19 protein-coding genes are annotated in these 24,496 nt (G+C 49.1%); 2 read left to right on the top strand and 17 right to left on the bottom strand.

The window, feature by feature from the left end:
* Positions 1-53: 53 nt before the first annotated feature.
* The 5 genes from MHH28_RS01930 to MHH28_RS01910 form a co-directional block, all read right to left on the bottom strand.
* Complete coding sequence (locus MHH28_RS01930; RefSeq protein WP_405111030.1) at positions 54-1,736, bottom strand: sugar ABC transporter substrate-binding protein; 1,683 nt, start codon at positions 1,734-1,736, stop codon at positions 54-56.
* 372 nt (positions 1,737-2,108) lie between these two features.
* Positions 2,109-4,355, bottom strand: a complete 2,247-nt coding sequence (locus MHH28_RS01925; RefSeq protein ID WP_405111027.1) for a glycosyl hydrolase family 95 catalytic domain-containing protein — start codon at positions 4,353-4,355, stop codon at positions 2,109-2,111.
* Between the two features lie 21 nt (positions 4,356-4,376).
* Positions 4,377-5,396, bottom strand: a complete 1,020-nt coding sequence (locus tag MHH28_RS01920) for a zinc-binding alcohol dehydrogenase family protein (protein WP_405111024.1) — start codon at positions 5,394-5,396, stop codon at positions 4,377-4,379.
* On the bottom strand, positions 5,396-6,355 hold the full coding sequence (locus MHH28_RS01915; protein WP_405111021.1) for an aldo/keto reductase: 960 nt from the start codon (positions 6,353-6,355) through the stop codon (positions 5,396-5,398). Before MHH28_RS01915 ends, MHH28_RS01920 begins: the two co-directional genes overlap by 1 nt.
* A 46-nt stretch (positions 6,356-6,401) precedes the next feature.
* On the bottom strand, positions 6,402-7,235 hold the full coding sequence (locus tag MHH28_RS01910) for an amidohydrolase family protein (protein ID WP_405111017.1): 834 nt from the start codon (positions 7,233-7,235) through the stop codon (positions 6,402-6,404).
* Between the two features lie 131 nt (positions 7,236-7,366).
* Between MHH28_RS01910 and MHH28_RS01905 the strand changes: the two genes are divergently transcribed.
* Positions 7,367-8,248 (top strand): helix-turn-helix domain-containing protein, encoded by an 882-nt coding sequence (locus MHH28_RS01905; protein WP_405111014.1) that lies wholly within the window; start codon positions 7,367-7,369, stop codon positions 8,246-8,248.
* A gap of 45 nt (positions 8,249-8,293) precedes the next feature.
* Here the strand turns inward: MHH28_RS01905 and MHH28_RS01900 are convergent, their stop codons facing one another.
* On the bottom strand, positions 8,294-10,720 hold the full coding sequence (locus MHH28_RS01900; RefSeq protein ID WP_405111011.1) for a TIM-barrel domain-containing protein: 2,427 nt from the start codon (positions 10,718-10,720) through the stop codon (positions 8,294-8,296).
* Positions 10,721-10,839: 119 nt separating this feature from the next.
* On the opposite strand from MHH28_RS01900, the gene MHH28_RS01895 reads away from it, so the two are divergent.
* Complete coding sequence (locus MHH28_RS01895; protein ID WP_405111008.1) at positions 10,840-11,733, top strand: AraC family transcriptional regulator; 894 nt, start codon at positions 10,840-10,842, stop codon at positions 11,731-11,733.
* 209 nt (positions 11,734-11,942) lie between these two features.
* On the opposite strand, the gene MHH28_RS01890 is transcribed toward MHH28_RS01895, so the two are convergent.
* Genes MHH28_RS01890 through MHH28_RS01840 form a run of 11 tightly spaced genes read right to left on the bottom strand, consistent with a single transcriptional unit; the run spans position 11,943 to position 24,456 of the window.
* Positions 11,943-12,653, bottom strand: a complete 711-nt coding sequence (locus tag MHH28_RS01890) for a succinate dehydrogenase/fumarate reductase iron-sulfur subunit (protein WP_405111005.1) — start codon at positions 12,651-12,653, stop codon at positions 11,943-11,945.
* 16 nt (positions 12,654-12,669) lie between these two features.
* Positions 12,670-14,325: an FAD-dependent oxidoreductase gene (locus MHH28_RS01885; RefSeq protein ID WP_405111002.1), complete on the bottom strand. Its 1,656-nt coding sequence runs from the start codon at positions 14,323-14,325 to the stop codon at positions 12,670-12,672.
* Between the two features lie 50 nt (positions 14,326-14,375).
* Positions 14,376-14,912: a hypothetical protein gene (locus tag MHH28_RS01880; RefSeq protein ID WP_405110999.1), complete on the bottom strand. Its 537-nt coding sequence runs from the start codon at positions 14,910-14,912 to the stop codon at positions 14,376-14,378.
* A gap of 28 nt (positions 14,913-14,940) precedes the next feature.
* Entirely contained in the window at positions 14,941-15,630 is a 690-nt protein-coding gene (locus MHH28_RS01875; RefSeq protein WP_405110996.1) for a 4'-phosphopantetheinyl transferase family protein, read from the bottom strand.
* 40 nt (positions 15,631-15,670) lie between these two features.
* Entirely contained in the window at positions 15,671-16,819 is a 1,149-nt protein-coding gene (locus MHH28_RS01870) for an ABC transporter permease (RefSeq protein ID WP_405110993.1), read from the bottom strand.
* On the bottom strand, positions 16,816-17,949 hold the full coding sequence (locus MHH28_RS01865; RefSeq protein ID WP_405110990.1) for an ABC transporter permease: 1,134 nt from the start codon (positions 17,947-17,949) through the stop codon (positions 16,816-16,818). Before MHH28_RS01865 ends, MHH28_RS01870 begins: the two co-directional genes overlap by 4 nt.
* A gap of 29 nt (positions 17,950-17,978) precedes the next feature.
* Positions 17,979-18,902, bottom strand: coding sequence for an ABC transporter ATP-binding protein (locus MHH28_RS01860; protein WP_405110987.1), 924 nt, complete (start codon positions 18,900-18,902; stop codon positions 17,979-17,981).
* Between the two features lie 37 nt (positions 18,903-18,939).
* Positions 18,940-19,761, bottom strand: a complete 822-nt coding sequence (locus tag MHH28_RS01855) for a thioesterase II family protein (RefSeq protein WP_405110984.1) — start codon at positions 19,759-19,761, stop codon at positions 18,940-18,942.
* 20 nt (positions 19,762-19,781) lie between these two features.
* The gene (locus tag MHH28_RS01850) at positions 19,782-20,315 is read right to left on the bottom strand and encodes a hypothetical protein (protein WP_405110981.1); all 534 of its coding nucleotides are present in this window, start codon (positions 20,313-20,315) and stop codon (positions 19,782-19,784) included.
* Positions 20,305-21,078: a hypothetical protein gene (locus tag MHH28_RS01845; RefSeq protein WP_405110978.1), complete on the bottom strand. Its 774-nt coding sequence runs from the start codon at positions 21,076-21,078 to the stop codon at positions 20,305-20,307. Before MHH28_RS01845 ends, MHH28_RS01850 begins: the two co-directional genes overlap by 11 nt.
* Positions 21,079-21,132: 54 nt before the next feature.
* Entirely contained in the window at positions 21,133-24,456 is a 3,324-nt protein-coding gene (locus MHH28_RS01840) for a thioester reductase domain-containing protein (protein ID WP_405116796.1), read from the bottom strand.
* Positions 24,457-24,496 lie beyond the last annotated feature (40 nt).

Raw genomic sequence — 24,496 nt, 5'->3', positions numbered from 1 at the left:
TTTAGGAAGAGCGGGAAACAGCATTTCCCGCTCTTTTTTCTGTACTGAATGGTTTACTTGACACTCCATTTCTCGATGCGCTGCTGAATGCCTTCATTCATCCGGTCTTCATAGGCCTTGATGTCCAGCTTGTGGATTCTGTCCACATAATCCTGCCACACGCCGTCGAACTCAGCAGGGCTGGCCATAATGGCTTTCGGCAAATACTTAATCATGAGGTCATTCAGCTTGGACTGTGCGAGCTGGGCTGGTGAACCATCCTTAAGCACGATGGAATACGCAGGGAAGTAGATATTGTTCTCTTTCGGTTCCTTGAAGAATTCGGACCAGGATTTCTTGTTGTACGCCTTCAGAATGTTCTGGTCGTAAGGCTTCAGGCTGTCGAAGAATTCCTGAGGCTGTGTACCGGCATCTGCTGCGTTACCGTCGCTGTACGTACCTTGAATCTTAGGCATGTAACCGAACATCCCTGAGATTTTGTTAGCAACCTGCCAGCTCGTCTGCTCCGCATTCGCCCGTTGCTCAGGCGTACGGTAGAAGGAGCCGTCTGCATTCACTTCATAATCTTCGCCTTTCACGCCCCATTGAAGCGTCTTCTGCCAATCCTCGGTAATCATCTTATCCCAGAACTTGATGATGCGGACAGGGTCCTTGGCATTGATCGAAATTCCGAATCCGCGGTTGGTGCCGACCGCTCCGCGGTCACGATACCATTCTTCTGCGCCCGGATAGAGCAGAGGGAAGCCGATATACGTATTTTCCAGCTTACCTTGGGAGATCAGGGATTTCTCGCCGTCCTGGAAGTTCCAGTGCTGGTCGAACATCCCGATGACCTTACCGCTTGCTACCTTGGCCAGATACTGGTCATAGTTCTGTACGAAGGCTTCCTTGTCCATCAAGCCCTGAGCATTAATATCGTTAAGCTTCTTGTAGTAGGTCTTGGAGATATCCTTGTCGGCAAAAATCTGTGCCACATTGTTATCTACAATAACGGCCCCGTCATTGGGATGTCCCGACAGATGCTCTGGGGGATTCTGCAGCGGGAACACGCGCCAGTCGAAGTTGAGCGATTCGAACCCGATCATATCCGGGTGTTTTTCTTTATATTTGGCAATGATATCGAAGTACTCATCCAGGGTCTTCGGAGTAGGGTAGCCCATTTCCTCCAGCACGCCTTTTTGCAGCCAGAAGCCCGGTCCCTGATAAGTAGGCTCGGTAATTTTACCTTGATAGACGCCATAGCTTGGCAGTACGTAGATGTGGCCGTCACTCTCATCCTTGATCTGGTTCCAGACCGCACCGTAATGCTTCTTCAGGTTGGGAGCGTATTTCTCAATCAGATCCTCAAGCGGAATGTATGCCTTGGCATTGATTAATTTGTCGTCACCCGACAGGATGTCCGGGTAGTCGCCGCCGGCAATCATGACCCCAAGCTTCTGCTGCAGGTCGCCGACCAGGAATTCCTGGTTGAAGGTGATTCCGGTCTCGTCTTTGATCAGCTTCAGAAGCTTATTGTCAGGCGTTGGCTGTTGCCCGGGACCATTCATGAATACCGAGAACGTTACCGGAGCCGTGTCGTCTCCGGCTGCTGCAGGGCTGGCGTTTCCTCCAGTGGCGGTCTCTTTGGTGCCGGTGTTGCCTGTGTTATTGCTTGATCCACAGCCTGTCAGTGCCAGTGTGAGTGCTAATACACCGGCCGCAGCGGCTGCTGCTGAACGTTTTGCCGTTTTGTGCATGTTGTTATGCCTCCCCTTTTTGGCTAATGCTTATGCATATCATTTCTCTTGGTGACAACTTTAATTATACGTTTTCAGAATGCGCTTACAATTCATAGAATATAGGTCTTCCCCCCTGAAAATTCATAAAAAGAAAACGGTTGCTTGCAGCACGGCAGCCGAATTGCCGTTTCTCATAAACCGCCACAACTAGGTGGAACTGGCTGCAATTGGCCGCCGAAAGCGGCGCCGCGCCTGCTTGCGGCTTCGGTTTTTCGATTACATTGGGCCCACGCGCCGTCCCTCCAACCACAGAAAGGGATTGGCGCATTTGCGCCAATCCCACAGTACTATCTTATAGTATTCGTCAACCCGGCAACCTGTTGTTCAGCTTCAGCGGGTGAATGTATAAGAGCTTCCCGCTTCCCCTGTGAACGAAACGGAATCCAGGCCCGGACCTTCAAGCCGGAAAGGACCGGATACGGTACATGTTACCACTGCTTCCGTAATGAGTCCACCGCTCCAGGTGAAATCGAGGGTATAGCCGCCTCTTGCCCGCAGACCCTTGACACTGCCCTCGCTCCAGCCTCCGGGCAATGCAGGCAGCAGTCTGATCGCGTCCGTATGACTCTGCAGCAGCATCTCCGCGATGCCCGCTGTTCCCCCGAAATTCCCGTCAATCTGGAACGGCGGATGATTGTCGAACAGGTTAGGCAGGGTTGAATGCTCCAGCAACGCCCGCACATTGGTATAGGCCTTGCCCTCATCCTGCAGTCTGGCCCAGAAGTTAATGATCCAGGCCCGGCTCCAGCCGGTATGCCCTCCGCCACTGGCAAGTCTGCGTTCCAGCGTCGTACGGGCCGCTGCCGCCAGCTCCGGCGTATGCTCCACCGTGAAGGCATCCCCCGGGTACAGGGCGAACAGATGCGAGATATGGCGGTGCCCCGGCTCTACCTCTTCATGATCCTCCATCCATTCCTGAATCTGGCCGTATTTGCCGATCTGCGGTCCCGGCAAGCGGTCCAGCGCGGAGCGGAGCTCTTCGCGGAACGCCTCGTCCCGCCCTATAATCTCCGCGCTCTGGATGCAGGCCTTGAACAGCGCCTCAATAATCTGGAAGTCCATAGAAGCTCCGGCACACAGCACGCCCGATTCCCCGCCGGGAAGCTGATACGTATTCTCCGGCGAGACGGACGGGCAGGTAATCAGCCGTCCCGACTCATCCTCTATCAAGTAATCCAGCAGGAACTGTGCAGATTCCTTCATAGTATCATAGGCCTTCGCCAGATAATGGCGGTCCTGGCTGAACCGGTAATGCTCCCACATGTGCAGGCATAGCCAGGCAGCGCCCAGCGGCCAGAACGATGCGGGCAAATAGGTATCCTGCGGTGCAGTATCTGCCCAGATGTCCGTATTGTGATGGGCTGTAAATCCGCCGCAGCCGTACATTACCCTGGCCGTCACCCGTCCCGGCTCCCGCATCCGTTCAATCAGATCGAACAGCGGCTCATGGCATTCAGCCAGATTGCAGATTTCAGCGGGCCAGTAATTCATTTGGGCGTTAATGTTAATCGTGAATTTGCTGTCCCAGGCCGGGGTGAAGCTGTCATTCCAGATGCCCTGCAGATTCGCAGGCAAGGAGCCAGGACGGCTGGAGGCAATCAGCAAATACCGGCCATACTGGAAGTAGGTTGTGATTAGCCCGTGATCCTCTTCCCCCTGCCGGAACCGGTTCAGCCGTTGGCCGGTAGGCAGTGCACTCAGCTCGGGGTTCTCCGGGAGTGTCAGCGAGGTCCGGCCGTACAAGCTGCGGTAATCCGCAATATGGCGGGCAAGCAGCTCTTCATAAGGAACCTTGCTTAGCGCTTCAAGCTGCCGCTTGGCATGCAGCGCCGGATCGGGATGGCGGAACGTGGTTCCTGCGGCAAGCAGCAGCGTGACCGAGCTTGCGTCCTCCACCAGCAGATGCTCTCCAAGCGTACGGCTGCTGCCATCCTCGGTAACCGCCCGTAACACGGCAGCGAAGGAGCTGCCCCCGTGCCCGCCGCATTCTCCGCCCATTACCAGTCCGCTGTCCTGCCACTTCTCCGTCTTCTCCAGCATTCTCCAGTTCTGGCGGTTGAACCTGGCCTTCAGGGAGATGCCGTGCTTCCGGTCAGAGGTAATCCGCACCACGATAGCCTGATCCGGGTAGCTGGCAAACAGCTCGCGGGTATACCGCACACCGCCGGTCATATAGCTCACCCGGGATACGCCGCGTTCCAGATCCAGCTCCCGGCTATAATCTTCCGCTGGCTGTTCATGTCCGCCGAACGACAGCAGCAGGTCGCCTAGCGGAAGATAGTGGCGCTGTGCTTCAGGCAGGCCCACCATCGTCATGGCCGCCAGCTCCTCCGCCTCCCGCAGCTTTCCTTCCAGAATTAGCTGGCGGAGCTTGGGCAAGTGGGGCAGCGCATCTTCATTGTTGCGGTCACGCGGACCTCCGTACCAGACGGAATCCTCATTGAGCTGCAGCTTCTCCTCAGCCACCCTGCCAAAGATCATCGCTCCCAGCCTGCCGTTGCCGACCGGCAATGCCTCATTCCAATTCTGTGCCGGTTCACTATACCATAACCGCTGGCTGTGTTCCTTGCTTGTCATCGTTGCTTCGCTCCTTCGCAGTTAATTCAGTTCCACCAGCGCCTTGATCACCTTGGTTTCCGGATTCAGCCAGCTCTCGAACTCACCAATCATCTCACCGAACGAACAGCGGTGGGAAATATAGCGGTCCACATCAATGTAACCGTCTCTAATGGCGCTAATCACCTGTTCGAAGTCCTCGCGGGTCGCATTTCTGCTGCCCTGCACCGTCATCTCACGGGCATGGAAATCAGGGTCACTGAAGGTAATGTTTCCTTTGACCAAGCCGACATAAGTCAACGTACCGCCATGCCCCACCAGTCCGAAAGCCCCTTCCATAGAAGAGATATTGCCGGTGGAATCAATGACATGCGGCAGGAAGTTGCCGCCTGTAAGCGCCGATAGCTGCTCCTTCGGCTCCTTCAAGGCACTCACGGTATGCTCCGCCTGTGCCCAGCCCTTGCAGAAGGCCAGACGTTCATCGTTGACATCCATCGCAATAACCTTCGCCCCGGCGTACCGGGCCATGGCCATCACGCCAAGTCCGATCGGGCCTGCGCCGATCACCAGCACCTGATCCCCTGCTCCGAGGCCTGAGCGCCGAACCGCATGGGCACCGATCGCCAGCGGCTCCAGCATGGCTGCCTGATCCAGCGTCAGCCCGTCTGTCTTAAGCAGATTGCCTGCAGGCAGACTCACCCGTTCCCGCATTCCGCCGTCCAGGTGGACACCGAACACTCTCATTTTCTGACAGCAATTCGTTTTACCGCTCAGGCAGGCCCGGCATTCCCCGCAATGCAGATAAGGAATGACACTGACCTGATCCCCGGCGCGAAGCCCTTGCGGATTGTCGCCAATGCGTTCAATGATCCCTGACAGCTCATGCCCCAGCACACGCGGGTAAGTGAAATAAGGCTGGTTCCCCCGGTAGGCGTGCAGGTCTGTCCCGCAGATGCCGATCCGGCGGATACTTACAATGGCTTCTCCATCCCGCAGCTCAGGCTCCGGGAGATCCTCGCGGAATACGAACTTTCCGACTTCCTCACAAATAATTCCCTTCATTATAAGCGCTCCCCGGTCCGGCCGTGTGCTTCGTTCCATTCCGGCAGTCCGCTCGGCCAGGTTGCACCGTCGATCGGCTTCAGAATGTCGCGCACTTCTGCCAGTAATTGTTCATCCATCGGCTCTTCGGTCCACTTAATATTGTTGCGGATATTGGCTGGTGTCGCCGTGCTGACCAAGGTCGTAGGAATCTGCTCGTTCGCGGTGGAGAACTGGACCGCCAGCTTGGCGATGTCTTCTCCCTTGTCCCTGCAATACTCAGCGGCGCGCTGACATGCGGCCTGAATCTCCGCTCCTGCCGGATGCCAATCCGGCACCTTACGGTTGCTGAGCAGCCCCATGGAGATCGGCGAAGCATTGATCAGTCCGGTACCCCGGCTCTCCAGCAGCGGAAGCAGCCGGAGCAGCGTAGTATCATTCAACGAATAGTGGCAGTAGGACAGGATAACATCCAGCGTGGTCTTCGACAACACGGTCTCGAACACACTCAGCGGCAGGCCGCTGACGCCGAAGTAACGGATTTTGCCCGCCTGCTTCAGCTCTTCCAGCGCCGGAATCCCCTCCTCCATCACCTGCGTAAGTGAGCCGAATTCAACATCATGCAGCAGCAGAATATCCAGGTAATCTGTGCCCAGTCTGCCCATACTCTCTTCCGCACTGCGGATGATCCGCTCTCTGGAGAAATCGAATTCCCCCTCGCCGTAACGTCCGGCCTTCGTGCTCAGGATATACTTGTCACGCGGTACAGTCTGCAGTGCTTCGCCCAGCACTTTCTCCGCCTTCATCAGGCCGTAGTAAGGGGAGACGTCAATGAGGTTAATCCCCAGATCAATCGCCGTATGAACCGTGAGGATAGCCTCATCCTTCGGAACCTCCCGGAATACACTGCCCAGCGAAGAGGCCCCGAAGCTTAATGCGGAGACATCCAGTCCCGTGTTGCCCAGCTTTCTGTATTTCATATCTCGCTCATCCTCCAATAGTTTGAAATTGCTTAAGAAATCCGGATTAATCCAGCTTATAAAATCTAACCGCATTCGCCCCAAACACCGGCTCCAGCTCTTCCGGCGTCAGCCGTTCCTCTAGCGCGGTGCGCAGGATCTGAAGGACCTCCTCATAGGTCGCCGCCATCAGGCACACAGGCCAGTCGCTGCCGAACATCACCCGCTCCGGTCCGTACAGCTCCAGTACAGCATGTACGTAAGCCGTGAAATCTTCCTGTGTCCAGCCCTGGGGATCTGCTTCAGTGACCATCCCGGACAGCTTGCAGTAAATCCCGGGATGCTTAGCTACTTCTGCCATTTGGCTTCTCCACGGCTCCAGGCTACCTGATGCAATCGGCGGCTTAGCCAGGTGGTCAATGACTCCCCGCAATCCCGGAACCTGTTCCAGCATCTCAATGAGCTGCGGAAGCTGATCGGCCAGCACCAGCAGGTCCACCGGCACATCCCTGTCCCTCAGAAATGTGAGCGCTTCTATATAGGGCCGGGTCAAAAGCACACCGGGGTCCGCCATCTCCTGAATCATCACCCGCAGCCCGGTGAACTTCGGATGTCTGCTGAGACGCTCGAATTCGGCCTGGAAGGAAGGGCTTGCCAGATCCAGCCAGCCAATGACACCCGCGACAGACTCCGCCTGCTCGCTGAGCCCCAGAATGTATTCCGTCTCCTCCACGGTCGGCGCAGCCTGTACCACAATCGTGCGGCTGATCCCATGCCGGTGCAAATGCGGTTCAAGGTCCGAAGGCAGATAATCCCGGAACAGCACCGGAATCTCCGGCGTAATCCATCCATAATCATCCCTGTCTATCTTCCAATAATGCTGGTGAGCATCAATATACATGATAACGCCTCCATTCCACCTTATTGTAAACATCCGATAAAGGAATAAAAATAGCTAAAACAAACAAATGTATACCTTATTTTGATATGATGTGGGTAAGAATGTTCAGATTCGACTCAGGGGGCGACATCATGGAACCGATCCGCAGACATTTTGACCATCAATTGCCGTTTACGCTGCTGCTGGACTATAAGGAGACGAAAAGCCCGCAACGCGAGCTACCCGACCACCAGCATGACTGGTACGAATTCATCTACGTATACGGCGGCAAAGGAAGCTTTTTCATCGATCAGACCTTCTACGAGATGCATCCGGGCGACATCATTGTCGTTCCCGGGAATACGGTGCACCGGGGATTTCCCGACAATGAGGAGCCGGTGACCTCCTCCGCCCTTTTTTTCAGCCCGGCTCTGGTTCATAACCATGCCTACAGTGAGTCTTATGCCTATCTGAAGCTGTTCGACGCTGCCAAGACAAACAAGCAGTACAAGTATACCCTGTCTCCTGAACATGCGGGAATCGTGCAGAATGATATCGATGCGATCCACCGGGAACTGGAGCAGAATCAACCGGACGGCGGGCAGGCGCTTACGCTGCTGCTTCATCTTACACTGCTTCACTTGAACCGCTACTGCCTGCCGCAGGCCGCCGGGCCTCTTGCCTCAAGTCCCTTGCTGCCGGACTGGTTCCGTGAAGCGCTCAGCTATATCAACGATCATCTGGATCAGCCGCTGGAGCTGGGCACCCTGGCTGCGGGGGCGGCGATCTCTCCGGCCCACTTCAGCCGGGTCTTCAAGCAGCGTCTGGGCATGAATGTGACGGATTATATTGCGACCAAGCGGATTTTTGCCGCCAAGGACAGCCTGCTGCAATCAAGCGGTACCATTGAGCAGATCGCTATGGCCTGCGGCTTCGAGAGTATGCCCCATTTCTACCGTACGTTCAAAAGAATCACCAGCATGACACCCGCCGCCTACCGGAGAAATAACAGAGTGCATGGAGCCACTCTCTAGTCTGCATACGCTGCGCTGCATCGCAGCATTATTTCCACCCCGCTATCAAAGATGCAGGTCTGCTTCGCGGACAGTTACAGCTTCCCCTTCATAAGTGACAACACAGCTTCCGGCATGCCCGGCCAGCTCTACGGCAAATGATCTTACCGCCTGCATTCCGGCATAGCCTCCAGCCCGCTTCCCGATCGTCAGACTGCGGTCCGCTTCACACCAGCTCAGTTCAATCATGGAATAGGAGCCGGTCTCATAATTATAATTATCGCCTTCATCTTCATACAGGGTGAAGGCTGCATCCTTGCCGCTGTATACCTTGAGCCGGATCACAGCTTCCGGCTGTTCATCCGTATACTGAACATCGGGGCCGAGCGGAATAATGGACCCGGCGCGGACATACAGCGGAAGAGTCTCCAGATCCGCCTTCGCTTCCAGCGTCCGGCCGCCCTCCAGCCGTTCGTCGCTCCAGTAATCGTACCATTCCCCTTCAGGCAGATATACACTGCGCTGCTTAAGAATCCCCTCAAGCTCACGGGAGCCAGGACCGTAATACATGGCCTCTGTCACGGGAGCCACCATGAAGGCCGGACCGAACATGAACTGGTCGCTGATAGCATGAACCCGCACATCCTCGCGGTAGTCGAAGGCCAGCGCGCGGAACATAGTATAGCTGCGGTGTGCCACAGCTCCGGCCAGCGAGTAGATGTATGGCATCAGCCTGTAACGGAGCTTCAGATAGTTCACCAGCGTGTCATACATCAGCTCCCCCTCCTGGCCGAACTGCCATATCTCCCTCGGCGTATCCGTGCCGTGGGAACGGAACATCGGCAGGAAGGCCCCCAGCTGGAACCAGCGGACATACAGCTCCCGGTAGCCCAGATCCGCAACACCCTCGTCATAATCCCCGCTCCAGAACCATTGCTCCTTGTGATTCTTCACGAAGAACGCCCCGATATCCAGCGTCCAGTATGGCGAACCGGTCAGGCAGAAGTTAAGGCCGTCGGCAATTTGCTTCCTCAGCGTCTCCCAGTTGGCGGCGATATCTCCTGACCATGTAATCGTGCCGTAACGGTGCTGTCCTGCGAATGCGGAGCGTGTCAAGTTGATTACCCGCTTCTCTGAGGTCTCGGCCCGCTGGCCTTCATAGATCCCTTTGGAGTGCTGCATGGAATAGGCATTGATCAAGCCCGGATCGAGATACCGCTTCGATTCTTCCGTATTAATCAGCAGCCGCTGCTCCGGCTCCGGCTTCACCGCGCCCTTCCAGTCCGCTTCGAACGGCTCGGTGCAATCGCACCACCAGGCATCAATACCGTGGGTGAACAGCCCTTCGTTGGCCTGCTTCCAATACAGCGCACGAGCCTCCTCCGAGAAGGCGTCATAAGTCGCCTGATTGCCGAGCAGGAAACCGCGTGCCTTCATCTCTTCATGATTCTCCCCGCCCGCGCCCATAATCGGCCAGATCGATACCATCAGCTTGGCGTTCATATCGTGCAGGCTGTTCATCATCTGCGAGGGATCGGGGAAACGCTCAGGATCGAAAGTCTTTTGCCCCCACAGATTGCCCGTCCAGGACTGCCAGTCGAGCACGATGCAATCGAGGGGAAGCGAACGTTCACGGTACTCTTGCACGATGGCAATCAGTTCCGCCTGGGAGACGTATCTTTCCTTGGACTGTACATAACCGAAGGACCACTTGGGCAGCATCGGCGCTTCTCCGGTCAGATAGCGGATTCCCGCCGTAATCTTATCGAATTCCGGACCATAAATGAAATAGTAATCCATCTCTTCATCCGCATCACTCCAGAGGTACGATCCAAAGGCATCGTCATGAAAAGTCATATACGACCCGGAATCGACCAGAATCCCGTAGCCGCGCGTAGATACAAGCACCGGAACAACCGCTTTCATATTCTGCTGGTACAAATATTGCTGCCGTCCCCGCAGGTTCATCATGCCCTCTTCATGGGAGCCAAGTCCGTACAAAGCTTCGCCTTCCTGCCATTCAAATTCCAGCTTCGTATGAAAAGCCTCCCTGTCCAGCCTGCGATTGACTCCTTCCGCTCTTGCCCGCAGACCATCAGCACCCTGTCCGGTCTCCACCGTATCTGCTGAAGCATCGAAGACCGTATGATAGACCTCTGTGCGCTCCAGGGTCTTGCCGCCTCTGGACGGCTCCCGTGTCAGCAATGTGCCGTCCGCAGCTCTGTAGCTGAACGCACAGGTCTCTTTATCCACTTCAATCGTTAGCTGCGCCGTTGAGATCTCCAGATGGCCGGGCAGTTCTGTGACCTTCCACTCTACTCTCTCTACGCCCGGCCGGCTTACCACCATCAGACTCTCTTTACCGCTCAGCTCAGCATTCAGCGTATAGCGGATTCTGGCAATCCCCGGCGTACACCAGCCAATGTGCATCATTCCTTCACTAGTCTCCAGTCCTACGCCAGCCTCACCGGATTGAACAGTTATCAGTTTCATTATGGTTTCACCCTTCCTTATGACTTCCTTTGGTTATAATGATATTATTATTGATAGCGGTTCATCTAGCATATATTTGCGCGATATCAACACAATATGGCGATTCAGAGGAGGGCACCATGTACGAACACCGTTACCGGGAGAACAAGCTGCACGGCCAGCCGGAATTCCCGCTGAATATCTACCGGGTAGAGCACCAGGCCCGCGTTCATTCCATTCTTCCGGTGCACTGGCATAACGAAATGGAGATTATCTATCTGGCCGAAGGCCGCGCTACGTTCCATGTGGAGAGCCGCGAGTTCGCCATTCAGGCCGGAGATGCCCTGATCGTTCACCCGGGAGAACTTCATTCCGGCATGGACACCCTCTCAGGCGGTACCTGCTATTACTCCATCGTGTTCAAAAGCTCCTGGCTGTCTTCGCCGCAGCCCGACCGGGTACAAGAGCTGTTCCTGGACCCGCTTCTGCAAGGGAAGGTCCGGCTTCCTGCAATGTTATCTGCCGCAGATGCCGCCCACTCCCCGTTGCTTCAGCTGATCAGGGAGCTGCTAAGACGCTATGAGCATCAGTCTGCGGCGTATGAAATGAGCCTGAAGGCGCTCCTGCTGCTGTTCATTGCAGACAGCTATCAATACGGGCTGACCGGACTGAACCCGGAGCCGGAACCCCGGCACGGCCGGGAATATAACCGGCAGATCAGAGAGGTGCTGAGCTATATGGAGGAGCATTCCCGGGACAGGCTGGAGCTGGATCAGCTTGCCTCCGTTGTATCGCTTAGCCGCTCGCATTTCTGCAAGTTTTTCAAGGCTCAGACCGGGATGCGCCCGATGGAGTATCTGAATTATATCCGCATCAGCCAGGCGGCCAGTCTGCTCCGCAGCGGGTCATACAATGTGCTGGAGGCTGCGCTGGAGTCGGGCTACCAGCATGTCAGCTATTTCACCAAGTGGTTCAAGCATTATATGAACATGACCCCCTCGGAGTACAAATCCCGTTATTCTTCCGGCGTGTAGTTGCGGACTCAGAGGACGGGTATCACGAACCATCAAGCTTTTCGGCAAAATCACGGCTTTTCTGTCCGCATAGCACCGCAGGCTGAGAGTGTACGCTCCAATATCTGAACAACAAGACAGCAGCACCCGGGAACACGTTCCCTGGTGCTGCTGTCTCTGTTGCCCGGCGGCTAATGCCCTTGCAGTCAAGCTGCTTCTGCTGAGGCTTCTTATTCACGTTTTCCAAACATGTTCCACATTCCCCAGACCGATACTCTATTCATTTTGGATATCGCCTCCACAATCGGAATGTCCATGGGGCATACTTCCTGACAGGCAAGCGATTTGGAACAGCCGTCATATACTCTTTGGGTATATTCTTTTTTGTAGGCTTTGTCTTCACTTAACAAGGTCAGATTAGTCATCGACATAGCAGCAGACATTCCGGTAAACAATTCACCCAAGCTATAATTCGGGCATACTTCCAGACAACTGCCGCACATCAGACATTGGGACACTTCATATTGTAGCGTTAAATTTGCGGTTCTAATTTTTGCCGGAGCTTCCAGCCATAACTTCATGTCTTTCATCACTTCAAACATTTGGCTTCTATCGACTGCCAAATCGCTTATTACCGGAAATTTACTTAAGGGATGTATAGTAATTTCATTGTCCGCTTTTACCAAATCATCGCAAAATAATTGGCAGGACAATGCCGGCTTCTCATTAACCACCATCGCACACGCTCCGCAAAGTCCCTGCTCACAGCTGCAGTCCCAACGGATTGGCCGTTCTCCCTCGCCTTTGTGTATGATTTCACTATTAAGGTTATTAATTAAAGTCCCTACGGATATATGCAATTCACCCGAGTAATCAAAACTCTGCCAGTATGATTCCTTATCAGCGTTTTCCTGCCGCTTGATATTAACCCTAATACTCATAGTATTGGACCCTTTCCTAATTAAAATCAATACAGATTCTATTATTCAGAAAGACTGCATTCGTAGATTTTTTGAATTGTTTATCATTCTTTTCACTATAATCTAACCTCTGATGTGCTCCCCGGCTCTCTTTTCTTGCCAGTGCTGACTCCACCATTACCCTTGCCACTAGAATATTAGCCGATAATGTTATGTATTCATAAAAATCATGATGATACCCTGAGTCTGCGGTTTCGTTCTTCATTTCCTCCAGCCTTTTTTTGGCTTCCAGCAGCGGTCTCTCTTTTCGATAGATGCCCATGGCGCCATACATAAGCTCTGATAATTCTTGCCTTATCTTGTAATATCCTTTTATAGAAGAGTTCGTGCACTCCTCCCAATTCTTTAGTTCCTGAGTTGCAGCCTCCAGCTGCTGTTTGGATATTTTTTGTGTGGTAACGGTATCCATTGGATCGACAGAGAGAGCGCTTTGGGCGGCAACAAACCCTCCGCAAATCGCACCTAACAGAGAATTTCCACCCAGTCTGTTTGCCCCATGATATTGAGCAGAGCATTCTCCTGCTGCGAAAAGTCTTGCTATATTCGTTGTGTGATTCTTATCCGTCTTGACGCCCCCCATAAAGTAATGAATCCCTGGGGCCACTGGAATAGGTTCCTTATACGGATTAATATTCAAGAATTTCGAACATACGCTGACAACTTCGTCTAACTGTGAATCAATAATGCCCGAGGGCAGATGAGAGACATCCAGATAAACTTCCTGTGACCCGTCTATCCCCAGATTCATCTCATTGCATACTTTATAGATACTCTGACTAACCACATCACGCGGCATTAAAGCTCCATGTCCGGGGAACCATTCCTCCATGAAATACCAGGGTTTCCCCTCTTTGATGACATACAATCTTCCTCCAACGCCACGGGCAGCCTCCGTAATCAGGATACGTTTGGAAGAAGTATACACCGTTGTGGGATGATACTGAATCATCTCCAAATTCGAAAATTCAACCCCTTGTTGAAGCAGCATTCCCGCAGCATAGCCATCATTTAATTTAGAGCCCGTAGTTTTTCCGAAAACGCCATTAGGCCCTCCGACGGCCATAATAACAGCATCGGCAACCAGACTTTTCAGTTCATTCGTATTTTCGTGCAATAGAACAGCACCCGCACATTCCTGTTCCTCTACTAATAAGGAATGGAATCTCCAACCCATCAGCCGCTTAATTTGGCCTGCAGCTTCATATTTTCGGCATTTTGCTATGATAGCTGTGGAGATTTGTTTACCGGTTCGCGCACCGGCGTAGGCAGTACGTTTCTTTTTTTGTCCGCCAAAATTCCGTAAATCCACTCTGCCATTTTCATCGCGGGTGAAATTCACCCCGATTTCTTCAAGCCAGCGGATGATCTCAGGAGCCATCTGTACCAGATTAGCCACGGCTTCAGAATCATTAAGATCACTGCCCCCCCGCATGGTATCCTCAAAATGCTGGTCGACCGAATCCTCTTCTTGCTTGGTATTCAGGGCAGCATTAATTCCACCCATGGCCATTACAGACTGCGCTCTCTCTGAATAAGCCGGTGACACCAGGGTAACCGCTGCTCCCTTTTCCGCAAGCTTCAGCGCTGCCGTCATTCCGGCTAAGCCACTGCCCAATATGATAATATCCTTCATCTGAATTCTGACACTCCTCTCTGTCCAAACATAACAGCGTCACTACCTGCCTATGCTGTCCAAAACATGATTTGGGAACCAATATACATCACCAGTACCAATGCCAGAAAGAGATAGGTCCCTCTGATGAAGCGCGGATAATTCTCCCGTTTTTTAATGACTCCCATAGATATAAAGAGCTTGGGCACGCTGACGGCCATGTGCAGACCAATGGTTAAGAGAAACAGAAACTCTGCCGAAACATAAATAATATTAAACGCAGTTCCGTCTATCCTTTTGCTTAGCTCAATCACCAAAATATGTACTAATAAAAATATCCCTGTGAAAATACCTGTTGCGGACTGGATCACAGTGCTCATATTGAACTGTGGATATTGCTTGGCCTTTTTATCTCTTTGGCGATTTTTTACCATCAGGAATATAGCAGAAATCATATGGACGGACATGACTATGGACAGAATTCCGCCGATTGTCATATGAATATATCCATACGGCATCATTCCTGTGTAATAGATACAGGCCACTATAAGATGGATCAAAAAAAACAAAGTGCTTAATGCTCCGGAAATAGCAACTATTTTCTTCATGCCAGAACTCCTTACCAGATTTTGTCCGTTAACTTTCACCATCAATATAGGCTGCGAGGTCATGAAGCGATATTTTTTCCATATTGATAGGATCAGGCCTACTTATACAAGCAGCAAGCCTGTAATTATCTTGTATCAAGTAACGGTGAAAATAAACTGCATGGTCTTCTTTGGAGCAAAGATGGATGGATTGTCCATTTAGAATGAAATAGAAGGAGTCCAGAGGTTTACTCAGGCCGACTCCCAAATACTTAATATAACTTTCTTTTAAAGTCCAGAAATCATACAGCCTAGGAATCTGCTCACTTATTTCCCGGGAAACGATATCCGCATATTCTTTGACATGGAAGAAACGTTTAGCTATATCCAAGTCAATTTCCCGGATCTCTTCAATATCAACTCCGATATCCTCAATATCCAATCCGCATACTACATACTTCCCAGAATGAGATATATTGTAAAATACCTCATTCTGATCTTTTACATAAGGTTTTCCGTAAGGATTTCTGCCAAATTCAATATCCTTCATGCGAACTCCAGCTTGCTTCGCGATCATGAATCTGGCCAGTGCTTCCCCGTACAATGTTCTTTTGCGATCGGCCTCATACCTGTACTTGTTTATGGCTTCCCTTTTGTCTGAAGCACATATGCCAAGTAAGGTCTGATAACCTTCAGCACTTATTTCTTCTTCGATATCAATATAATAAAGTTCTGCCATAGTTATCGTCTTATCCTTCTCTAATTAGATTCGTTGCCACTCAGGAAAGGCTTCTGAATTTCTTTTCTCTCTTGCTGGTTATCATGATCGAAATTGCTAGAATAACCGCCGCCATTCCGCCAAGCAACAACGCCTTTCCAGATATATCGGCCAAGGTTAGCCCTTGCTGTAAATCCAGAATGCTGCCCATAGCCCATCTTGCCGGTGAAATATAGGAAATTGCATTGATTAATTTAGGAAACAGCTCCACCTGGATAAAGCAACCGCCCAGGATAACAATCAGCAGGTTCACAAAATTGGATATCATTGAAGCAGCATCCGCCTCTTCCGTAATGGAAACATAGAATGTTCCCAAAGAGACTGCCACCATAGCCGTCAGGAAGAGAATTAAGAACAGCACACCGGGCTCCACACCAATGGAGGTATTCGTGAAGTATTCCATACTCAGTACGGCCGCCAGGATTTGAAAGGCCACGATGACCAAATTGCACAGTACATTGGACAGATAATACATCCATACTTTTGCCGGAGACAGGAAGATCCTCGAGTAAATATTACGTTCCCTATCAATATTAATGACATTGGCTATGGCTGATGAATTGAAGAAAATGAACAAGATCAAAAAACCGACAAATATATTGGAATTATTGTATTCCGTATACAAATCGTTAAGAGAGGTTTTCTCCACAAACTCAGAACTGGCGATATAATTGTCTACCGCATTCTCGAATACAGCCGGATTGCCCCCCGAGATTTTGCCCAAGTTACGTAGATTCAACAGGTGATTCTTCAGGATGGCCTGAAGCAAGGTGTAGACGTTTTGCTCTTCGTTTCCTTTCACCACGAGGTTCTCGATAGAATTATTTAACAACCCCTCTTGGAATCCGCTGCTGATAACCAGAGCCGAATTTATTTTATTACTTTGAAAATTGGCCTCCACTTCCTTCTCATCCATATAGAAGACTTTGATGCCCTCCAGGCCTTCAACAATTTGCGTTACAGCTTCCGAAGCCCGGCTTTTATCTCCATCCACAATGCCCACGTTAACAAAGGTTGTCGAGTAGCTGACCATCTTACTTGCAATGATCAGAACGATGATCGGAGTGATAGTCATTAACAGAAAAGAAATCGGTTTATGCATTATCGAAATTCTTAAGTTATTTTTTATTAATGCATAAAATGTTCTCATGCTCTTAATTCCTCCTTCTTTTCTTTTGCCACAATAATAAATAGACTAACGAATATCAAAAGAAGAAATACGACAGAGCTTACCACGACAACTTGGTTATCATGTGCGTAGATACTTTTGAGAACACCAATGTTCACCCATCTTAACGGTGAGACCAACAGGACTTTGCCGAATACACCGCCCATATCATAAGGAAATGGTGTATACGATCCCCCGAGAAATGAGAAAATCGGCAGGATAATCACGGAAAGAATCACATCCACTTTTCCGCGAGTTTTCAATAATTTGGCCAGCAGCATGCCAAGCGCCACGTTGAATATGGCAAATAAAACAATATACAAGTACATAAACAAAGAATAATTGCCCCAGTTTACCCCCAAGTATGTAATAGAGAAAATAAAAGCCGGAATGAATACCGCTAAGGCAAAAATAGAGTACGCTGCCAAAGAAGCGAAATAATACTTCACACTGCTAAGTCCAGCAAGTAAAATTCTGTCTTTGATTTTCGTTCTTTTATCCGTAAATAAATCCCCAATGGGAATCAGCATCATATACATCACCATCAGAGTTAATTCCACAACGCCATAATAATCATAAGAGCTCATGGCACTTTTGGATGGAATCAGCTCTACAGGCACCTCATACATGGCATTATCCGCGCCTATCAGCTCAATCGCCTTTTCCCCGTCAATTTTATAGGCTTCCTTAACTGTCTGAATGCTGCTGGCTACACTTCGGAATAAGGCTACAACTCTGGCCGTATTTAACGGCTCCGACTCATTTCCGTAGACCAGGATCTTTTCCTTATCCAGGTGCACGAATACTTTTTTGTTCACCCGTGCCTCTTTTTTGCCTTCTTTCTCCGAGTCCGTGTAACCCATTTTTATCCCGTAATCTTCTTCTATAGATACAGAGGCTGAGGTTAAGGCATCTATAACCTCGGCAGCCATCCCTTCCGATTGGTTCAGCAGCGCAACATTAACCTTGGTCAGGTTTGATTTATCAGAGAAGGCGCCGGTTAGAATCGAACCTATCAGAATCATTAAAAAGATAGGGAATATCATCAAGAATAATAACCACTTTGGATTTCTGATTTGATTTCTAATGATTTTCTTTATGATCTGAAACATATGATCTTCCTTTCCTCTAGACTTTATGGTCAGTCACGTAATTTGCGCCCTGTCAATGTCAGGAATACCGTTTCCAAAGTAACATCCGTTGTGCCGATACTTCTGATTTTCACATTTTTGCTGTTTACGTATTCTATAATTGCATTCAAATTATCAGTTTCTTTTAAAGATTCCACCTGGATCAGGTTGTCGTTGATTTCCACATTGACCACGCCATCAATATGGGAGATTGACTCCTTATCCAGCTCGCAGGCATCATCCACAGTAAACTGCAGGGATTTCTTATCACTGATCAGATCTGTTAATTCTTTCTTTGTACCCGAAGCGATCACCTGGCCTTTGTCTATAATGGCTATGCGATTACAGATCGCTTCCACTTCCTCCATATAATGCGTTGTGTATACAATCGTTACGCCCTTTTCATTTAGCCGCTGGACAGACTTCAAGATGTGGTTTCTTGACTGCGGATCAATCCCAACCGTTGGTTCATCCATAATAAGAATCTGTGGATTATGGACTAAGGCCGTGGCAATATTCAGCCGTCTTAACATCCCGCCGGAGAACGTCTTCGCTTTTTTACGTTTTACATCGGATAGGCTGGTGAATTCCAAAGCTTCATCGATTCCATTCTCCAGTTCTTTCCCCCTCAGTCCATACAGCTCACCAAAGAACTTCACATTCTCATAAGCAGTGAAATTATCATACAGGGCAATATTTTGCGGGACAAAACCAAGCTTTCTTTTTTCGCTCTCCACATGATTTCCGAATAGCTTAATGTTACCCGACGTCGCATGAAGCAGGCCGCATACCAGATTAATCGTTGTACTCTTACCCGCTCCATTCGGGCCCAACAGGCCAAACACCTCTCCTTGTTCAATGGACAGATTCAGTCCGTTTACTGCTGTATAGTCACCAAATTTTTTGACCAGGTTTTCGATTTCAATCACATTCATCTTTCATCCTCCACTCTTTTTGAATAACGAGCCGGTATTATAATGCCTCTCGTTGATCTCCATCCGTTAGCTTATTGCCTATATCAATCAATTTATTGCGCAAATGGAACAGAATCATATTGGGATTATCCATAAAATAAAAATGGTTGCCCTGAAAGATAGTGAGTGCATACTTCTGGGTGGTATATTTCTTCCATCCCTCTAATTCTTTCTTAGTAGCAATGCTATCCCGGTTGCCGCCATATATATCAAATGAGACCGGTACGGCTTGTGCACTCTCAGGATTATACGTTTCACACATTTTCATATCTTTTCTAAAGGTAGGCAATATTAATTCCAGAAACTCCCTATTCTCACTGAAAGCTTCCGGGATTCCGCCAAGACTAATGATTTTATCCATAAATTCAGCGTTGCTCTTCAGATATAATTTGTCATTTCCGTCTTCGGTCAGACTCTCCGTAAACTTATTCATATAGTTAGGTGCTTTCATGCTTGAGATCATTACATATTCAGGTAATTTAAGCCCTTGTTTATATATTTTTTGCGTCAGCTCGTAGGATAGCAGCCCTCCCATGCTATGCCCGAACAACACGTATGGCACATCGCTGTATTCTTTCATTTCCTTGACCAATAGATCTGTCAGTATGTCCATATTATCAATGGCCGGCTCCATTATTCTTGCCCCTCTGCCCGGCAGCCTGACCAAGCAAGTCTCCACATCTCTCGGCATTTGCTCTTCCCAGTGCAAAAAGGTTGAAACATCCCCACCCGCAGGAGGAAACAAAAACAAACGTAATCTGATTTCGGACTTTTCGACTTTTCTTTTGAAAAAAAACCATGGTTTGACCTCTTGTTTCATGTTTCCCTCCGTTGTTCTCATTAAATTGCAAGGTTCAGATAAGTGTTAAGTGTATGGAATAGCCCAAAGGTAATGGCAATCCCCACTCCCACATGATCCCCCAGCCATTTCTCCGCTAAAGCGAAATACACGGAAGGGAAAATGGACATGCCCATAAATACGACAAAGCTTCCACTGATCAATGTATAGTCCATCCCGCCCGCAAAATAGCGAATCCATAAAGCGTAATAGAGCAGTAAAAATACAGCCATTCCAATCACATACTTGCTTTGCAGGGACGGAGAACTTTGGTTTACGCGAAAAATTAATACAAGCATTAATAACACTTGGCTTGAATGTTCAATGTAACTAATCCATTCATACCTATTGCCGAAGGCCGTGGCGGTTCCGCCGGTTCCGTTTATCGCAAATGCGTAAAAGATCAGATTAGGAAGCAATACCAGCAGGAGAATAATAAGGCCTTTGAGAGAAAATCCAAGCCTGTTTTTAGAAGGTGCCGACTTTAAGCCGCTGGACCCGGGGCGGATGTCTTGTGTATTCCGTTTATGCCGCACTCTTTTTTTGCTCCAGCAGGGTTGTAATGCTTTTTTCGAACTGCGCTTGATTCTTTCGCATATCAAAGAACATCCAGATGTGGTACACAGCGCCCAAAATGCCGCCGAGGAGAGCCGTAATCTGCATCACTGTCATCTGACCGCCATCAAAATAAATGATTGTGTCCGTCATTGCAAAAACCATGGTGATAATCAAATCAAGTCCGACGATAATACCCAAGATGTTGAGCTTGGAGGAGAAAACCTGATTTCTTCTGGCCAACAGCGAAGTCACCAGATACCATAATCCGAAGCCGCCAAACATCCAGATAAAGTCAGGGTCGAGCGGGAATGCTGCTACTTCCAGGGCAACCCGATACATTTCATTGCCCGTGGAATACAAAGTCATAACCTTCATAATAAAAATTTCTCTCATCCACTCCAAGGACAGCAAGCCGGCACCGCCATAGCCAATAATGGTTACCCATTTGTAAAAACCTTCCCATTCATAGCTTTTTGATCTCACTGTTGAAACGGCTGTCGAGATCCAGTAGATGGACAAGAAACCGATGGCTACGAAGATATATCTCCATAAATGCGGAATAAACGGATGGGCGGCAATTTGCTCATAAAATTCCGTTCCTCTGTATTTCTCCGCCGGATCAATAGGCATCAGAATGCCGATTCCCACATAGAGCAGGCCTATGAGGAGTGAAACCCACATGCCGCTGGTGTACAGGCTCATTTTCTTTGCTGTCATTACATCCAATCTTTCCTTCATCATTTTTTCCTCCCAGGAAATCGTATATTATAAACTGCTCTTAATATTTACTTGCCCTTAGCTGATGAATTGAAAATACTTTGTCTGCACAAAGTAATCCAAATACCGGTTGAACACCTCCTCTCCTACCTCAGGACAAGTAATTGCGGTTTCACTTAAGCCCTTTTTAACATTGGTGATGTCATAGGTAATTTCCACATCCCATTCACCCATATCTTCCGGAATGAACGGCAGCATAGCTTTTGTGGTATTCAGATTTGGGTTCCGGGCAACCCTTTCTATCAATTCATCCTTCCACTGCTCATAGGGCATTTTTTCAACCTTAAACCCGTACCTGTTCATCCAGTCATATACTTGATTTAGTGTGTTCATTTTACTGGCGACAATATGGAAGTTTTTATTGCTTGATCCCGCCTGGATGGATAGTGCTATGATAGATTTACTGACATAATCCACAGGAATAAATTCTATATTCACATTCTCCTCAAACAATACCCCTGCTTCTACACAGCTTTTTATCATAAGCCACATAATATCTCTGGTTTGGCACGCCCCTGTGGTACTGGAGCCGGAGATCCGGCCGACGCGGTATATGCTTACCGGAATGCCTCTCTCTTTAGCCAATGCCATAATCCTCTCGCTAACCCACTTGCTTTGCTGATATCCCAGTACAAGCACCTCATCATTGGACGGAATGGTATCTTCGTATGCGATATAGCCGTTTTCGTGTGAGAGTGTAGAGAATACATAATGTGTCGATACGTAATGTACCTGCTTTAACTTATGAGTTGAAGCCAGGCGTAGAATTTCCTGTGCTCCCTGTACGTTTACATCCTTAATCATGTTATACGGCTCCAGGAAATTAGTGATGGCGCCCGCATGATAGATTGAATCTATGTGGACTGCCAATTCGTTGAATCCCTGCAGGCTTTGGCCGAGCAACGGTTTGGAAAGATCACCCGTGCAGACCTCTATTCTGCTTCTGTAAGCTTCGTCCCATAAATTGTACTGCTCCATATTAGCTACAACTCTGTCGTAGCCGCTCTGCACACTGTCCGCACGAACCAGCAGCACCATATGATAATCCGTCATAGTGATAAGTTCCTGTAACAGAAACGCCCCCAGGAATCCCGTCACACCAGTCAAAAGCACATTTTGTATCCGGGTATTATCCCACTCTTGGAGTTCTTTTGATCCGGTAATGTTCTCGTCCAGCCACACCTCATTCTTCAAGAATTCCCGGGTCTTGTAGCGGAAATTACTTACAGCGGATTCATTGATATCATGTTTATTCTGCTCGCTTGTGATCGCTTCAATATACATCGCCATTTGCTCAATGGACGAACTGTCGAAGAAAATCCGCACCGGCAGATGAATATCAAAGGCATTCTTGAACTTTACAATGAGCTGAGCCGCCATTAACGAGGTTCCGCCAAGTTCGAAAAAGTTATCCAACACTCCGACCTTGTCCAGGTTAAGGATCTCTGCCCACAAGTCGGCAATTTTTTGCTCCGTTTCAGTTCTCGGCTGTATATATTCAACCTTAATGCCTGTTCTTGTTTTCATTTTGGAATCCGCAATGGCCCGCATGATGTCTTCAATAGACTTTGTACTACTAATTAAATCGTTAATTTGTTCTTTTTCGGCTCCACCCATCTTATTCCATTTATTGAGAATGAACCGGTATGGATCGAAGCTGTGGACAGGCTGTTCCGGTCCCTTGTCTATTGGCTTAGGATTGAGAGCTTCCTTCGCATAAGCTTCGGCTCTTTCACAAGAAACGGTCAGGGCCTCACCTGTGTGAACACGCTGCAAGTCAGTACGGGTAATTTTGGACAGAAATTGAGCCGCACTTTCATTCCTGCCGTTGGATTGAAAGTGGAATACTATAGAGTCACACTGGTGTTCTCTGATGCCCTTGACTAACTCCTTTATTAAGTAATACTCAACATTTTTCCCCAGCACCCGGCAGTTTAAGAGCAGCGCATCCACAGTGAAACTCTTCTTGTCCACTGTCCCGATGACGGTACCGGCAATGCCGTAATCTCCAAATCTATCCTGTACCTTCACGGAATAAATTACTTTATTCTCCTCATTAAGCGCTCCGATTATTTCCTCTTCTGTCCATAGCAATCCTGTCAAATTGAAGTCTTTGGTATGATGGAGGATATGCCCGACTTTTTCTGCCTGCAGCTCATTGATTTCCCTTACAGAAACCTCCAGATTCATGGAATCAAGGAATTCCTCCAGACTGTATTCCTCTGTGTTGTCTGCCAAGGCATCTTCATCATTGCTAGAATAGGAAGCTTTATCAGATATATAATCTAAAACCCCTGAGGCCTCTATGCTCTGCATCCAAAGTGTAGAATCATCCGGCAGCTGCAATTGACGTATTCCGTTTAAGTGCAGCTCTTTCGTATCCAGTACAATGAATTGATCCAGTGAAACGCCATGTTCTCTATGTATTTGCATGATTGCTTCTGGTATAGTTTCACACTCACAGCTCATATACTTACATTCTTCCTTGGTGATGATGAGATCATCCATGTCCAATATGGCATGCAATTGTTCTTGAGTAGATCTTGAACATAGCAATAATTCATTTCCCCACTTAACAATTTCCTTCAGATAGCTTTGAAACAAAAGGTAGGAATCATCCGTAACTATTCTTTGCTCATCCAATGCATGAAGAACTGCCGGCCCTTCCTGTTCTTCTTGTTCTTCTTGCTCACACAATAGGATATCCGCATCAATCACCAGGATATTCCGCTTATTGTTCAGATCCAGCTTAATGATTCGGCTGATCTGTCTTGCAGCCTCTTTGTAGATGCCGTTAACATAAGGTGCTTTTGCAAATGCATACATGCCCATGTGATAGCTCTGATCTGCGCCGTATCTGCGAATCAGCTCTTCCCCGTCTGCCAGGTACACGCCTTCAACGAATCTGAGCTTATCCATCATAAACTTTCGAAGCAGCATGGAAGTTTCCATTGCACCGTTCACAATTTGCAGGTCACCGACGCCCAGAGGTCTGTTCTCATAGACAGGGGGGAGCATAACAATCAATTTGCAATGGATGGCAGCCTTGGCATGCAGAACGGCTTCTATCAACATCGATATATCACCCTTGCATGAATCAAAGCTCTCTTGCAGATAGAAATCATTCCGGCCTATAATATCTTCCAACCGGGTCCAGACGACTAAATAATCCGGTTTCTTCTGGTATAATAAGCTGCTGCGGTCCAGGCACTGGGATATGATCTGATTATAAGGACCGGTTCCGATTGTGGAATTTAGCTGGAGTCTCTTTAAATCTTCTTCAAGATAGGCTTCCAATAAATCAGCAGTGAAGCTGGACAAAACAAAAATATTGTGCGGCATTTCACTCACTACTTCATCCTCCTTAACTCCCAAATTCGGT

It is taken from the genome of Paenibacillus sp. FSL K6-1217 (assembly GCF_045040735.1).
Lineage (GTDB): Bacteria > Bacillota > Bacilli > Paenibacillales > Paenibacillaceae > Paenibacillus_AQ.
Note: the sequence above shows the minus strand (reverse complement) of the source record. Positions and strands in the feature narration are given on the sequence as shown.